This window comes from Streptomyces sp. NPDC102278 (assembly GCF_044766345.1).
Taxonomy (GTDB): domain Bacteria; phylum Actinomycetota; class Actinomycetes; order Streptomycetales; family Streptomycetaceae; genus Streptomyces.
The window spans coordinates 406,755-421,651 of the sequence record NZ_JBIWLV010000005.1 but is presented as its reverse complement, the minus strand read 5'-3'; the positions used below and the strand labels follow the sequence as shown (position 1 = coordinate 421,651).

The following is a 14,897-nucleotide window of genomic DNA, read 5'->3' as shown; positions in this document are numbered from 1 at the left end:
GGCGGGCCTCTCACTCGTACGGCGGGCGGGTTCAGCCGGTCTCGTCCCGAAATGGTACGGGGAGGGGGCACAAATGCGTTCGCCACCCGGCACTCCCGGGTGAGATCCTCGACCAGGTATGTCTACTTCCTTCGCCGCCCTGCAGACGCTTCTCGGTGAGATCTCCCTCCGCGACGCGCACCGCCTCGGCCGCCGCCTCGAAGGCGCCCGCCGCATCCGCAAGCCCGAGGCCAAGCAGGCCGTGCTCGACGAGATCGCCGCGGAGGCCGAGAAGGCCGCCGCGCGTCTGGCCGGCCGTGCCTCGCGCAAGCCGGAGATCACGTATCCCGAAAACCTTCCCGTCAGCCAGAAGAAGGACGAGATCGCAGAGGCGATACGCGACCACCAGGTCGTGATCGTCGCCGGCGAGACCGGTTCCGGAAAGACCACGCAGATCCCCAAGATCTGCATGGAGCTGGGTCGTGGTGTCCGGGGCATGATCGGGCACACCCAGCCCCGCCGGATCGCCGCCCGTACGGTCGCGGAGCGGATCGCGGAGGAGCTGAAGTCCGAGATCGGGCAGACCGTCGGTTGGAAGGTCCGTTTCACCGACCAGGTGGACCAGGACTCGACCTTCGTCAAGCTGATGACGGACGGCATCCTCCTCGCGGAGATCCAGACGGACCGCGAGCTGCGCGCCTACGACACGATCATCATCGACGAGGCCCACGAGCGGTCGCTGAACATCGACTTCCTGCTCGGGTACCTGGCCACGCTGCTGCCCAAGCGCCCCGACCTCAAGGTCGTCATCACCTCGGCGACCATCGACCCGCAGCGGTTCTCCCGCCACTTCGGGGACGCGCCGATCGTCGAGGTCAGCGGGCGGACGTACCCGGTGGAGGTCCGCTACCGCCCGCTCCTGGAGGAGGAGGGCGACGACTCCGACCGGGACCAGATCACGGCGATCTGCGAGGCCGTGGACGAGCTCCAGTCGGAGGGGCCGGGCGACATCCTGGTCTTCCTCTCCGGGGAACGGGAGATCCGCGACACGGCGGACGCCCTGAACAAGCGAAATCTGCGGTTCACGGAAGTGCTGCCGCTCTACGCCCGCCTCTCGCACGCCGAGCAGCACCGGGTCTTCCAGCAGCACACGGGGCGCCGGATCGTTCTCGCGACGAACGTCGCCGAGACCTCGCTGACCGTCCCGGGCATCAAGTACGTGATCGACCCGGGCACCGCCCGGATCTCCCGCTACAGCCACCGCACCAAGGTGCAGCGGCTGCCCATCGAGCGGATCTCGCAGGCAAGCGCCAACCAGCGCAAGGGCCGGTGCGGCCGTACGAGCGACGGCATCTGCGTGCGGTTGTACTCGGAGGACGACTTCCTCACGCGTCCGGAGTTCACGGACGCGGAGATCCTGCGCACCAACCTGGCCTCGGTCATCCTCCAGATGACCGCCGCCGGTCTCGGCGAGATCGAGAAGTTCCCCTTCATCGACCCGCCGGACCACCGCAACATCCGCGACGGGGTGCAGCTCCTCCAGGAGCTCGGCGCCCTCGACCCGGCCGAGAAGGACCACAACAAGCGGCTCACGCCGATGGGCCGCCAGCTCTCCCAGCTCCCGGTGGACCCGCGGCTGGCGCGCATGGTGGTGGAGGCGGACAAGAACAACTGTGTCCGCGAGGTCATGGTCATCGCGGCGGCGCTGTCCATCCAGGACCCGCGCGAGCGGCCCTCGGACAAGCAGACGCAGGCGGACCAGAACCACGCCCGCTTCAAGGACGAGACCAGCGACTTCCTCTCGTTCCTGAACATGTGGCGCTACGTGCGCGAGCAGCAGAAGGAGCGCGGCTCGTCCTCGTTCCGCCGGATGTGCAAGCAGGAGTACCTGAACTTCCTGCGGATCCGCGAGTGGCAGGACATCTACTCGCAGCTGCGCACGGTCGCCCGGACGATGGGGATCCACGTCAACGAGGCGGACGCCCCCGAGCAGCACGTGCACATCTCGCTGCTGGCGGGCCTGCTGTCGCACATCGGCCTGAAGGACACCGACAAGAACGAGTACCTCGGCGCGCGGTCGGCCAAGTTCGCGATCTTCCCCGGCTCCTCGCTCTTCAAGAAGCAGCCCAAGTTCCTGATGTCGGCGGAACTGGTGGAGACCTCGCGGCTGTGGGCGCGGGTGAACGCCAAGGTGGAACCCGAGTGGGTGGAGCCGCTGGCGCAGCACCTGATCAAGCGCACCTACAGCGAGCCGCACTGGGAGAAGGACCAGGCTGCCGTGATGGCGTACGAGAAGGTCACGCTGTACGGCGTGCCGATCGTCGCCCAACGGAAGATCAACTACGGCCGGATCGACGCCGAGGTCTCGCGCGAGCTGTTCATTCGCAACGCCCTGGTCGAGGGCGACTGGCGTACGCACCACAAGTTCTACGCCGACAACCGAAAGCTCCTCACCGAGGTGGAGGAGCTGGAGAACCGGGCGCGGCGCCGCGACATCGTGGTCGACGACGAGACCCTGTTCGACTTCTACGACCAGCGGATCCCCGAGCACGTGGTCTCCGGGGCGCACTTCGACTCCTGGTGGAAGCACAAGAAGCGCGACGAGCCCGAACTGCTCGACTTCGAGCGCGAGATGCTGCTCACCGAGAAGGCGGCCGGGGTCACCAAGGCCGACTATCCGGACTCCTGGCTCCAGGGGCCGCTGAAGTTCCGGGTGACCTACCAGTTCGAGCCGGGCGCGGACGCGGACGGCGTGACCGTCCACATCCCGCTCCAGGTGCTGAACCAGGTCACCGAGGAGGGCTTCGACTGGCAGATCCCGGGCCTGCGGGAAGAGGTCGTCACGGAGCTGATCCGTTCCCTCCCGAAGCCGATCCGCCGGCACTACGTGCCCGCGCCGAACTTCGCCACGCGCTTCCTGGCCACGTCCCACCCGATGCAGGAGCCCCTGCACGTGACGCTGGCCCGTGAGCTGCACCGGATGGTCGGAGTGCCGGTGACCGCCGACGACTTCGACCCGAGCCGGATCCCGGACCACCTGAAGATCACCTTCCGGATCGTCGACGAGCGCCGCAAGAACCTCGCGGAGGACAAGGACCTGGAGGCCCTGCGGCTGAGCCTCAAGCCGAAGGCCCGCCAGGCCCTCTCCAAGGCCGCCGCGGCGACCGCCGAGCGGGCGGGCGGGGAGTCGGTCGAGCGCTCCGGGCTGACCGACTGGACCATCGGGACGCTGAGCAAGGTCTTCGAGACCCGGCGGGCGGGGCAGCCGGTGAAGGCGTACCCGGCGCTGGTGGACGCGGGCACGAGCGTGTCCGTACGGCTCTTCGACACGGAGGCCGAACAGCGGCAGGCGATGTGGCTCGGCACCCGGCGGCTGATCCTCCTCAACATCCCGGTGAACCCGGCGAAGTTCGCCTCGGACAAGCTCACCAACCAGCAGAAGCTGGCCCTCTCGCGCAATCCGCACGGCTCCATCCAGGCGCTGTTCGAGGACTGCGCGACGGCGGCCACCGACCGGCTGATCGCCGTCCACGGCGGGCCGGCCTGGGACGAGGCCGGCTTCCGCAGGCTCTTCGACGGGGTACGGGCCGACCTGGTGGACACGACCGTACGGACGGTGGACCAGGTGCAGCAGGTGCTGGCCGCCTGGCAGGCCTGCGAACGGCGGCTGAAGGCCACCAACAGCCTGGCCCTGATGGCGAACGTCCAGGACGCGAAGACGCAGCTGGCGGCGCTGATGCCGGCCGGTTTCGTGACGCTGACCGGACTGAAGCGGCTGCCGGACCTGATGCGCTACCTGGTGGCGGTCGACCGGCGCCTCCAGCAGATGCCGACGGGCGTCCAGCGCGACACCACGCGCATGGAGAAGGTCCACGAGATGCGGGACGAGTACCTGTGGCTGTTGGAGCAGCTCCCGAAGGGGCGGCCCGTGCCCGAGGCGGTCACCGAGATCCGGTGGATGATCGAGGAACTGCGCGTCAGCTACTTCGCGCACGCGCTCGGGACGGCGTATCCGATCTCCGACAAGCGCATCGTGAAGGCGGTGGACGCGGCCGCCCCCTGATCGGGTTCGACTGCACCCCCTGAGCTGTTGTACAGTCTGATTCGTAACCGCCCAGCGGCTACGAATCAAGGACCTGTGGAGCAGTTGGTTAGCTCGCCACCCTGTCAAGGTGGAGGTCGCGGGTTCAAGTCCCGTCAGGTTCGCAGAAACGTCAGGGCCCGTATCCCTCAGGGGATACGGGCCCTGACGCGTTGACGGGTCCATGCGCCGGCGGACTTCACCGACGGGCTCTGCCGGCGGGCCGGTCGGCGCCGCGCGCGGGTCGTTCAGGGGCGGAGGCGGGGGCGGTTCGCGCGTCGGAGGCCTGAGGGGCGCGAGCGGGTCGCAGGCCCGTGGATCACGTCTGCGGTCCACGAGGCGCGCAGAGCGGCCCTGGAGGCCTTTCTCGGGCCACCGGTCGCCCCGGCCGACCCCCGGACCCCCACCGGTCACAGTCCCGTCTCAACGCGACCGCGCCCCTTGCCAGGTCCTGCCGCATTCTCGTGCCCGAACCGCCGACCGGTGACCGCGTGGGGCGAAAACCCCCGTCCGCATGACGCGCCCTGTCGCTCACGTCCCTTTACGGGGTGCATTGCCGGGTGTACAAGAGTGATCAGCTGTGACGGGTGTCACCACATGAGTTTTTGAGACTCGCACATTTATCGCAGTCCTACGTCGGCTCGATTTTATATGTGCAATGGCACCCGCCCTGCGGGCCCGCCCGGGAGACCCGCGATTCGGCCGCCTTCCGGGCATAAAAAAGATCGCGCTGGACCCGGCGGAGTCCAGCGCGATCGAACAGCGGAACCTGTTGGGGCAGGCCCTGCCGTTTGAAGCTTTTGGGTTTCATCGGATTGGGGGACCCGATTCAGACCCGTCAAAAAGGTCCTGCTTGCAAGCCTCAGGCCTCGCTGCGCTGCTGCGGAATTCCCGCGAGCAGTGCGCGAACCTCAGCCTCGCGGTAACGGCGGTGTCCACCCAGGGTGCGGATGGACGTGAGCTTGCCAGCCTTGGCCCAGCGGGTGACCGTCTTCGGGTCCACGCGGAACATCGTGGCAACCTCAGCCGGGGTCAGCAGCGGCTCGGCATCAGGGGTGCGAGCGGTCATGAGCGGCCTCCTCGGGAGAACCGAACCATCTCGGTTCTTTCCTCTAAATTCTGCACCTTGGCCCACGTTGCCCGAAATGGACATACGCAGGCCGAGTCGGTTATAGGACGAACGGCTTGTCCTCGGCACTACAACTACACCATCCGTCCAGCCTCGACGGCCAAACCGATGGAATTGCCCTCCGAGGTGTTCATCAGCGGCGGAAGCCGATGGACCGTCCCATAACGGACAGTCACCCCACTGTGACGATCAGTCACAGCGCGATCAGGAGTCGTCAGACCCCCCATAGAGTGCAATACCGAGTGTTCCGCCCTTACTCGGACGAAAGGAACCCTCCCCGGACTCCTTGTCCTATTTTGGCACGAGGGTAGGGGAAGGGCGCAAGGGTGTAGATAGTGCGGTCCGTCACCCTTGGGCCAATGGCCCGTATCGGGACGTAGGTCCCGGCACTAAGACCCCAATACCGTGATCAAGACTCTGATCTGCGACTTATGGCCGATCGGACGATACGGGCGACACGGCGGGCGCGCCAGGGGTCTCCGGGACCTAATTGGCGAACAGTCTCTCCCGGACCGCCCGCCAGCGCTCCGCCAGCTCCCCGTACGTCCGGGTCGCGCCCTCCCGGTCCCCGGCCCGCAGCTCCGCGATCCCCCGCGCCAGGTCCCGCGCCGAGCGGTCGTCGGCCAGCCCGGCCTCGGGCAGGGTGTGCGTCAGTCCGCCGTAGTCCAGTTCGACCATGGAGCGCGGGTGGAACTCCTCCAGCCAGCTGCCGACCTCCACCAGACCCTCCGTGAGCATGCCGTACCCCTCCGCCTCCCGCAGGGTCCGCAGGCCCCGGGCAAGGCGCCGCCGGGCCTGCACCATCGGAGTGCGGTAGCGCAGCCGTTCGCCCGGCAGGTACTCCCGTTCCTCGTCGGACACCAGCACGAACCACCGCAGCGGGACCTGCCAGACCCCGGTCCGGATCCACGGGCGGCCGTCCGGGTTCCGCGCGCGCCAGGCCTCGTACTCCTCGGTCGCCCGACGGCGGGCGGCCGGGGGCAGCGCCGCGTCCAGCACCGGGCGCGGGAACCACTCCACGAGCTCCTCCAGCGCCAGCCAGCCCCGCAGCCTGGTCCGCCACGGACAGACCAGCAGCGTCCCGTCCCACTCGGTGGTGAAGGCGTCGGCGCTCTCGTGCCGGGGGACCGCCACCAGGGGCACCCGCACCAAGTCCACGAGCGACCTGCGCAGTTCGTCCTGGGCGGTCGGGGTGTCCCCGCGCCGGGCGTAGTCGGCCCAGTGGGTGCGCTCCGGTTCGGGGAAGGCCGCCAGCGGCTCGTAGACGCGCAGGTAGGAGGCGTACGGAACGGTCGGGGCGGGGCGCGCGGAGGGCGGCCGGGGGTCGGGGGATTCGCTCACGCTCTCGTACTCCCCCGCGTCGGCCGGCGGTACTCCGGCGGGCGCCCGCGAGGTCGCCGGGGCCCCGCCGGGGACCCGGGAGTGTTTCGATCCCCGGACAGGACGCCTGCGCGGGCCCCTCAGGTCTTACGCTGCTCCCAGCGCGTCCTCCCCCACCCGCAGGGGGGCGTCTTCCCGCCGCATCTCTTCCATGGGAGTCACCACCGTGACCGAAATGACCGACGGCGTCCTGCACACCCTGTTCCGCACGGAACAGGGCGGCCACGAGCAAGTCGTGCTGTGCCAGGACCGAGCCACCGGCCTCAAGGCTGTCATCGCCATCCACTCCACCGCCCTGGGCCCGGCCCTCGGTGGTACCCGCTTCCACGCGTACGCCTCGGACGGGGAGGCCGTGCTCGACGCGCTGAACCTCGCGCGCGGCATGTCGTACAAGAACGCCCTCGCCGGCCTCGACCACGGCGGCGGCAAGGCCGTGATCATCGGCGACCCGGACCTCCTCAAGAGCGAGGAACTGCTGCTGGCCTACGGCCGGTTCGTGGAGTCCCTCGGCGGCCGCTACGTCACGGCCTGCGATGTCGGCACGTACGTCGCGGACATGGATGTGGTGGCCCGCGAGACCCGTTGGGCGACCGGCCGCTCCCCCGAGAACGGCGGCGCCGGCGACTCCTCGGTCCTCACCTCGTACGGCGTCTTCCAGGGCATGCGCGCGAGCGCCCAGCACCTGTGGGGCGACCCGACCCTGCGCGGCCGCAAGGTCGGCGTCGCGGGCGTCGGCAAGGTCGGCCGGCACCTGGTGGAGCACCTCCTGGAGGACGGCGCGGAGGTCGTGATCACCGACGTCCGACGCGAGTCGGTGCAGGAGATCCTCGACCGGCACCCGGGTCGGGTGACCGCCGCCTTCGACACGGACTCGCTGATCCGCACCGAGGGCCTGGACATCTACGCGCCGTGCGCGTTGGGCGGCGCGCTCAACGACGCCTCGGTGCCGGTGCTGACCGCCAAGGTCGTCTGCGGCGCGGCGAACAACCAGCTCGCCCACCCGGGTGTGGAGAAGGACCTCGCGGACCGCGGGATCCTCTACGCCCCCGACTACGTGGTCAACGCGGGCGGGGTCATCCAGGTCGCCGACGAGCTCCACGGCTTCGACTTCGACCGGTGCAAGGCCAAGGCGTCGAAGATCTTCGACACCACCCTGGCCATATTCACACGTGCGAAGGAAGACGGGATTCCGCCGGCTGCCGCGGCCGACCGGATCGCCGAGCAGCGGATGGCCGACGCGCGCGGCGGCGTCACCGTCTGACCCCTTCCGAGGGCCCCTCGGGACCCGCCGGAGGCGCAGGGGAGACGGAACTCACTGCTCTTCGGCGGGTCGCCCGCCAGGAAAGGGTTAAAATCGCAGCTGACCAGCGAGTACGGGGTGTCTCGTTGGTACTGCATCGGCGCGCGTGATGCGGGCGGCGTACCGTACGGCCGCTGAAGCAGGTACCGTTGAACCCCTACGGACGGTCTCTCCACGGAGAGCCCGCTCCGAACCATGAACGCGTGTCAGACTCTGGGGCCGTCGAGCCCCGTCACCGAGGGGGTCGAGCCATGGGGCGCGGCCGGGCCAAGGCCAAGCAGACAAAGGTCGCCCGCCAGCTGAAGTACAACAGCGGCGGGACTGACCTCTCGCGTCTGGCCAATGAGCTGGGCGCATCGCCGACAGAGCCGCTGCCCGTCAGCGCGCCGGTCGAGGTCGATGACGATCTGGATGACGAAGACGACCCGTACGCCAAGTACGCGGCTCTCTACAACGGCGATGACGACGAGGACGAGGACGATGAGTCCGGTCCCTCGGCGCAGCGCCGCGGCGCTTGACGCTCTCGACGTCGGCACCTGCAAGAAGTCTCGAAAATACTGAACCCGGTCCAGGGCATCGCCCCGGACCGGGTTTCAGTGCTGCTCAGCTCGCGTAGGAACCGGTCAGGGTCGCGCCTTCGGTGTGGTCGCCCCGGTCCAGGATCTCGCCGGCGACCCAGGCGTCCACGCCGCGGTCGGCCAGCGCGGTCAGGGCCACGTCCACCGATTCCTGCGGGACGACGGCCATCATGCCGACGCCCATGTTGAGCGTCTTCTCCAGCTCCAGGCGCTCCACCTGGCCGGCCTTGCCGACCAGGTCGAAGATCGCACCGGGGGCCCAGGTCGCGCGGTCGACCGTGGCGTGCAGGTGGTCCGGGATCACCCGGGCCAGGTTCGCGGCGAGGCCGCCGCCCGTGATGTGCGAGTACGCGTGGACCTCGGCCGTGCGGGTGAGGGCGAGACAGTCCAGCGAGTAGATCTTGGTCGGCTCCAGCAGCTCCTCGCCGAGGGTCCGGCCGAGCTCCTCGACGTGACCTTCCAGGGGCATCCCGGCGCGGTCCAGGAGGACGTGCCGGACCAGCGAGTACCCGTTCGAGTGAAGACCGGAGGAGGCCATCGCGATGACGGCGTCCCCCGTACGGATGCGATCCGCGCCCAGCAGGCGGTCGTACTCGACCACTCCGGTGCCGGCGCCGGCCACGTCGAAGTCGTCGGGGCCCAGCAGGCCCGGGTGCTCGGCGGTCTCGCCGCCCACGAGGGCGCAGCCGGCGAGGACGCAACCCTCCGCGATGCCCTTCACGATGGCCGCGACACGCTCGGGGTGGACCTTGCCGACGCAGATGTAGTCCGTCATGAAGAGCGGCTCGGCGCCACAGACGACGATGTCGTCCATGACCATCGCGACCAGGTCGTGGCCGATGGTGTCGTACACGCCGAGGCGGCGGGCGATGTCCACCTTGGTGCCGACGCCGTCGGTGGCGGAGGCGAGCAGGGGGCGCTCGTACCGCTTGAGGGCGGAGGCGTCGAAGAGGCCGGCGAAACCGCCGAGGCCACCGAGGACCTCGGGGCGCTGCGTCTTCTTCACCCACTCCTTCATGAGTTCGACGGCGCGGTCGCCCGCTTCGATGTCGACACCTGCTGCTGCGTAGCTGGCACCGGTGGTCTTCTCTGTCATGACAGGAGAGAGCTTTCGTGTCGTTACTGCGGGTGGTGCACAGCCCTGGGAGAAGCTTGAAAGACAGGGCCGGGCGCAGGTCGAGCTGGGGCCGAGCCGGTCCGACCCGACCTGGTGCGGTCGGGTCGGAGGAGGGCTACGGGCGCCGGAGCGCGTCGGCGGCGTCGGTGCCGCCGGCGAGTTCGGTCTCCAGGAGCTGCTTGCCGAGGAGCTGCGGGTCGGGCAGTTCCATCGGGTACTCGCCGTCGAAGCAGGCACGGCAGAGGTTCGGCTTCTGGATGGTGGTCGCCTCCACCATCGCGTCGAGCGAGATGTACGAGAGCGAGTCGGCGCCCATCGACGTGGCGATCTCGTCGACCGTCATGCCGTTCGCGATGAGCTCGGCCCGGGTGGCGAAGTCGATGCCGAAGAAGCACGGCCACTTCACCGGCGGCGAGGAGATCCGGATGTGGACCTCCGCCGCGCCGGCCTCGCGGAGCATCTTGACCAGGGCGCGCTGGGTGTTCCCGCGGACGATCGAGTCGTCCACGACCACCAGGCGCTTGCCCCGGATGACTTCCTTGAGCGGGTTGAGCTTGAGGCGGATGCCGAGCTGGCGGATCGTCTGCGAGGGCTGGATGAAGGTCCGGCCCACGTAGGCGTTCTTGACCAGTCCGACGCCGTACGGGATCCCGCTGGCCTCGGCGTAGCCGACGGCGGCGGGCGTGCCGGACTCCGGCGTCGCTATCACCAGGTCGGCGTCGACCGGGGCTTCCTTGGCGAGGCGCCGTCCCATCTCGACACGCGAGAGGTAGACGTTCCGGCCGGCGATGTCGGTGTCCGGGCGCGCCAGGTAGACGTACTCGAACACACAGCCCTTCGGCTTCGCTTCTGCGAATCGGGAGCTGCGCAGGCCGTTCTCGTCGATCGCGATGAGCTCGCCCGGCTCGACCTCGCGGACGAAGCTGGCGCCGCAGATGTCGAGGGCGGCGGTCTCACTGGCGACCACCCAGCCGCGCTCCAGGCGGCCGAGGACCAGCGGGCGGATGCCCTGCGGGTCACGGGCGGTGTAGAGGGTTCCCTCGTCCATGAACACGAGCGAGAACGCGCCCTTGACCTGAGGGAGGACCTTGGTGGCCGACTCCTCGATGGTCAGGGGCTTGCCCTCGTCGTCGACCTGGCCGGCCAGCAGGGCGGTGACCAGGTCGGTGTCATTGGTGGCCGCCACCTGGGTGGCGCGGCCGTCCTGACGGGGGAGGTCGGCGACCATCTCGGCGAGCTCGGCGGTGTTCACCAGGTTGCCGTTGTGACCCAGGGCAATGGAGCCGTGGGCGGTCGCGCGGAAAGTGGGCTGCGCGTTCTCCCAGACGGAGGCTCCGGTGGTCGAGTAGCGGGCGTGACCGACCGCGATATGACCTTGGAGCGAGCCGAGAGAGGTTTCGTCGAAGACCTGGGAAACGAGGCCCATGTCCTTGAAGACGAGGATCTGGGAACCGTTGCTCACAGCGATTCCCGCGGACTCTTGTCCGCGGTGCTGCAGCGCATACAGTCCGAAGTAGGTGAGCTTGGCGACCTCTTCACCCGGAGCCCAGACACCGAAGACGCCGCAAGCGTCCTGGGGGCCCTTTTCGCCGGGGAGCAGGTCGTGGTTGAGTCGTCCATCACCACGAGGCACGCTCCCGAGTGTAGGCGAGATCGACCACTGGTCCGAATTGGGGACGGCCCGTAAAAGTCACAGTGCGGACAGTCGGGTAACCCGTGCGGAGGGTGACTGTCTCGATATCCGGAATGCCCTGGTTGACAGTGGGTCGTCGATTCGTACAAGCTTCCGGCTCATGCAGCCTCTCGGTGACCGCACCGTCACCCTCGTCGAGCGCCGGCACGTGGACCTGGTCCGTGTCGCGAGCGCCATCTGTTGTTGCCGGGCGTAGTTCCGCCCCGCGCTCCGGCGCGCCTTTTCTGACTTTCCCGGCGCTTGTCGCCGATTTCCCCCGCAGTGCCTTTCCGCTCGCTCCAGCCGTCTCGCCGTGCCGTGCGCCGTCCCGCGCCGCCGCGATGTCGGCCGGCGGGCCATGCCTTGGAGCATCTGTGACCTCGTCTGAATCCCCCCTGTCCCGACGCGCCTTCGGTGGGGCCGTGGGCGTGAGCGCCGCCGCCGCGGCCGTCGGGCTGGGGGCCGCCTCGCCGGCTGCCGCCGCACCCGCGTCCGGGACCGCCTCCGTGTCCGCCGACGCCCGGCACGCCGGCCCCGAGGAGCGGGAGTTCAAGGCCGCCCGGGGGCGTCACTCCCGGCGGCCGAACATCCTGTTCATCCTCGGCGACGACCTCGGCTGGGCGGACCTGTCCTCGTACGGGTCACCGCACATCAAAACCCCGAACCTGGACCGGCTCGCCCGTCAGGGAGTCCGGTTCACCGACGCGTACTCCGGCTCCGCGACCTGCTCACCGACCCGCTTCAGCCTGTACACCGGGCGCTACCCGGGCCGTACCAAGGGCGGGCTGGCCGAGCCGATCGCCGACAAGTCCGCGGGGCTGGAGCCCACCCATCCGACGCTGGCCTCACTGCTCAAGGAGTCCGGCTACGCGACCGCGTTGATCGGCAAGTGGCACGCCGGGTACCTGCCGGACTACAGCCCCACCAGGTCCGGCTGGGACGAGTTCTTCGGCAACTTCGGAGGGGCCCTGGAGTACTACTCCAAGCTGGGCCTGGGCGGGGAGTACGACCTCTACGAGGGCGACGCCGAGTACAAGGACCTGCGCTACTACACGCGGATCATCACCGAGCGGGCGAGCGAGTACGTCTCCCGCGACCACCACGGCAAGCCGTGGCTGCTGAACCTCAACTTCACCACCCCGCACTGGCCTTGGATCGCGGACGGGGACACGAAGGAGAGTGCCGAGATCGTCCGCCGGATCAAGGCGGGCGACGGTCGGGCCCTGTGGCACCAGGACGGCGGGTCCGTGGAGAAGTACAAGGAGATGGTCGAGGACCTCGACCGCTCGATCGGCGAGGTGCTGAAGGCCCTGAAGCGCTCCGGCCAGGAGGAGGACACCCTGGTCGTCTTCTCCAGCGACAACGGGGGCGAGCGCTTCTCGTACAACTGGCCGCTCTCCGGCAACAAGGCCTCGCTCCAGGAGGGCGGGATCCGGGTGCCGAACATCGTGCGCTGGCCCGCGCGCCTGGACGGCGGGCAGGTCAGCCACGTCCCGGTGTTCAGCCCGGACTGGACGGCGACCCTGCTGGAACTGGCCGGGGCCCGACCGAACCGCGCGTACCCGCTCGACGGGGTGAGCCTGGCCGGGTACCTGGTGCGGGGCGAGAGGGTCGCGGAGCGGAACCTGTTCTGGCGGGTGCGGGGCGAGCGGGCGCTGCGCCGCGGGGACTGGAAGTACTACCGGGGCAAGGCCGGCAAGGACCAGCTGTTCAACCTGGCCGGGGACGTCCGCGAGCAGGCCGACAAGGCGGCCGTGGAACCTGCCAGGCTGGCCGAACTGCGGGCGGCCTGGGAGAAGACGGACGCGACGCTGCTCCCGTACCCGGCCTGATCGGCCGGCGCGCGGAACCCGCCCCGGGCTCGGGCCCGGCCGGTGTCCACAGGCTGTGGACACCGGCCGGGCGCGGGCGGGGTCATTCGACCGCGGAGGCCGCCTTGGCTCCAAGGCCCTTGCCGCTGCCGTCGGTGGCGGTCAGCGTCAGGGTGTCGCCCTGGACGCGGTGTTCGAGGGGGCCACTGGCGAACAGCGCGGTCAGGGCCCGCTCGACGTCACCGGCCGGGCCCGTGCAGGCCATCCGGGTCGAGGTCAGGGGCCCGAAGGTGATCCGGGGCCCCTCGACGACGGCCCGGGCGGAGAACCGGTTGCAGCCGAGGTTGCCGCTCGCGGCGCCGTCGGCGGCGATCGTGAACCGGGCCTTGCCCGCCGCCTCGGCGGGCAGCGAGGACACCGTCGCGCCCTGGATCAGGGAGTCCGTGTTCCAGTCGGTGGCGGTGAGCGGCGCGTCCGGGGTCCGGGGCTTCGTGGTCAGGGAGATGGTGTTGCCGTCGGTGGTCTTCAGGGTGAGGTGTTCCGGCCGGGTCTCGATCGTGAGCGCGCCCCGGAAGAGCTTGGCGAAAGCCGTCTCGAACGCGATGTCCGGGCAGGCCATCGCGGTCCTGGAACCCGGTTGGACGTTCATGGTCGAGCCCTTGATCTCCACCTTGGCCGACAGGCCGTTGCAGCCGTAGTTGCCCGTGGCCTCGTACGGGGCCTCGGCGCCGATGGCCAGTCGGGCCGCTGCGGGTGCGGTCAGGGTCTTCCCGTCCACGGTCACGCTTTCCACGGACCAACTCGTGCCCGGCAAGCCCGGGGATGGATCCGGGCCGGCGGGGGTCGTCTGGTCCGCGCAGGCGGTCACCGCGGTGGTGACGGTGACGGCGAGCGTGAGGGCGGCGAGGACGTGCCGTTGCTGACGCATGCACCTGGGACGGGCGAGGTGCCCGGACGGTTCCCCTCCGTTCGTCCTCGGCCCGACGTCCGGCCCTGCGGGGAGGGTTTCCCTCAGCCCATCAACGGCAGCAGCGCGCCCAGATCGGCCCGCTCCCCGCTCGCGCTGAGCCGCGCTCCGTGCAACGCCTCGTCCCAGGTCGTACGGCCCGTCGCGAGCCGGATCCAGGTCAGCGGGTCGCTCTCCACCACGTTGGGCGGGGTGCCCCGGGTGTGCCGGGGGCCCTCCAGGCACTGGACCACGGCGAAGGGCGGGATCCGCAGCTCCACCGAGCCCCCGGGTGCCCTGTCCGCGAGGGCGTCGGCGAGCAGCCGGGTGCAGGCGGCCAGCGCCTGCCGGTCGATCGGGACGTCCAGGTCGGCGGCCCGGTTGAGGTCGTCGGTGTGGACGACCAGCTCGACCGTGCGGGTGACCATGAACGGTCCGAAGGCCATCGCCCCGACCCGCAGTCCGAGCAGCCGGCCGTCCGGGACGACGCGGAGCAGTTCGGCGAGCCGGGTCGCCGACTCCTCGTACAGCGGACCGAGTTCCTCGCCGGCGGCGGTCTCCCGGGCCAGTTCGTCGATCCGCGCGGCGATCCGGGACGTGGCGAAGGGCCAGTCCCGGACGGTCAGCTCGGCCTTGGCCGGTTCGGGCAGCGCCACCGCCTCGGGAATCGACCGGACGATCCAGGCGATGTGCGCGGCGAGGTCCCGCACCGTCCAGTCGCCGAGGTGCGTGGGGCGGGCCAGCTGCTCGGGGGTGAGCGTCGCCACCGCCGCGGCGATGTGGTCGAACTGCGCGGTGACGGCCGCGCGGATCCTGGCGGAGTCGTAGGTACGCGGCTTCTTCCGGGCGGTGGGCATGGGGCGACCCTATCCGGCGCGATCAGCCCGGACCTCGACCTGGCCGA

11 protein-coding genes and 1 tRNA gene are annotated in these 14,897 nt (G+C 69.7%); 6 read left to right on the top strand and 6 right to left on the bottom strand.

From position 1 onward, the window contains the following. Positions 1 to 118 precede the first annotated feature (118 nt). Complete coding sequence (gene hrpA, locus ACIRO3_RS16640) at positions 119 to 4,042, top strand: ATP-dependent RNA helicase HrpA (RefSeq protein WP_404137098.1); 3,924 nt, start codon at positions 119 to 121, stop codon at positions 4,040 to 4,042. Between the two features lie 69 nt (positions 4,043 to 4,111). After that, positions 4,112 to 4,185: transfer RNA gene (locus ACIRO3_RS16635), tRNA-Asp, on the top strand. Between the two features lie 737 nt (positions 4,186 to 4,922). Here ACIRO3_RS16635 and bldC read toward each other — a convergent pair. Together bldC and ACIRO3_RS16625 are read right to left on the bottom strand one after the other, a co-directional pair. Then, positions 4,923 to 5,129 (bottom strand): developmental transcriptional regulator BldC, encoded by a 207-nt coding sequence (gene bldC, locus ACIRO3_RS16630; RefSeq protein ID WP_003949541.1) that lies wholly within the window; start codon positions 5,127 to 5,129, stop codon positions 4,923 to 4,925. 546 nt (positions 5,130 to 5,675) lie between these two features. Further along, positions 5,676 to 6,530, bottom strand: coding sequence for a hypothetical protein (locus ACIRO3_RS16625; RefSeq protein ID WP_404137095.1), 855 nt, complete (start codon positions 6,528 to 6,530; stop codon positions 5,676 to 5,678). Between the two features lie 205 nt (positions 6,531 to 6,735). Between ACIRO3_RS16625 and ACIRO3_RS16620 the strand changes: the two genes are divergently transcribed. Together ACIRO3_RS16620 and ACIRO3_RS16615 are read left to right on the top strand one after the other, a co-directional pair. Further along, positions 6,736 to 7,830: a Glu/Leu/Phe/Val dehydrogenase dimerization domain-containing protein gene (locus ACIRO3_RS16620; RefSeq protein WP_361783785.1), complete on the top strand. Its 1,095-nt coding sequence runs from the start codon at positions 6,736 to 6,738 to the stop codon at positions 7,828 to 7,830. A gap of 290 nt (positions 7,831 to 8,120) precedes the next feature. Continuing rightward, the gene (locus tag ACIRO3_RS16615) at positions 8,121 to 8,387 is read left to right on the top strand and encodes a DUF3073 domain-containing protein (protein WP_053680255.1); all 267 of its coding nucleotides are present in this window, start codon (positions 8,121 to 8,123) and stop codon (positions 8,385 to 8,387) included. Between the two features lie 85 nt (positions 8,388 to 8,472). Here ACIRO3_RS16615 and purM read toward each other — a convergent pair whose 3' ends face one another. Further along, complete coding sequence (gene purM, locus ACIRO3_RS16610; protein WP_053680253.1) at positions 8,473 to 9,543, bottom strand: phosphoribosylformylglycinamidine cyclo-ligase; 1,071 nt, start codon at positions 9,541 to 9,543, stop codon at positions 8,473 to 8,475. A gap of 136 nt (positions 9,544 to 9,679) precedes the next feature. Beyond that, positions 9,680 to 11,197: an amidophosphoribosyltransferase gene (purF, locus tag ACIRO3_RS16605; protein ID WP_361783780.1), complete on the bottom strand. Its 1,518-nt coding sequence runs from the start codon at positions 11,195 to 11,197 to the stop codon at positions 9,680 to 9,682. 160 nt (positions 11,198 to 11,357) lie between these two features. Between purF and ACIRO3_RS16600 the strand changes: the two genes are divergently transcribed. Next, positions 11,358 to 11,453: a putative leader peptide gene (locus ACIRO3_RS16600; RefSeq protein WP_323178891.1), complete on the top strand. Its 96-nt coding sequence runs from the start codon at positions 11,358 to 11,360 to the stop codon at positions 11,451 to 11,453. A 124-nt stretch (positions 11,454 to 11,577) separates the two neighbouring features. Beyond that, on the top strand, positions 11,578 to 13,068 hold the full coding sequence (locus ACIRO3_RS16595; RefSeq protein ID WP_404137089.1) for a sulfatase-like hydrolase/transferase: 1,491 nt from the start codon (positions 11,578 to 11,580) through the stop codon (positions 13,066 to 13,068). A gap of 82 nt (positions 13,069 to 13,150) precedes the next feature. On the opposite strand, the gene ACIRO3_RS16590 is transcribed toward ACIRO3_RS16595, so the two are convergent. Both ACIRO3_RS16590 and ACIRO3_RS16585 read right to left on the bottom strand, forming a co-directional pair. Next, positions 13,151 to 13,975, bottom strand: a complete 825-nt coding sequence (locus tag ACIRO3_RS16590) for an META domain-containing protein (protein WP_404137086.1) — start codon at positions 13,973 to 13,975, stop codon at positions 13,151 to 13,153. 83 nt (positions 13,976 to 14,058) lie between these two features. Continuing rightward, a complete protein-coding gene (locus ACIRO3_RS16585; RefSeq protein ID WP_404137083.1) occupies positions 14,059 to 14,850 on the bottom strand; it encodes a sterol carrier family protein in 792 nt (263 codons plus the stop codon). Between the last annotated feature and the right edge of the window lie 47 nt (positions 14,851 to 14,897).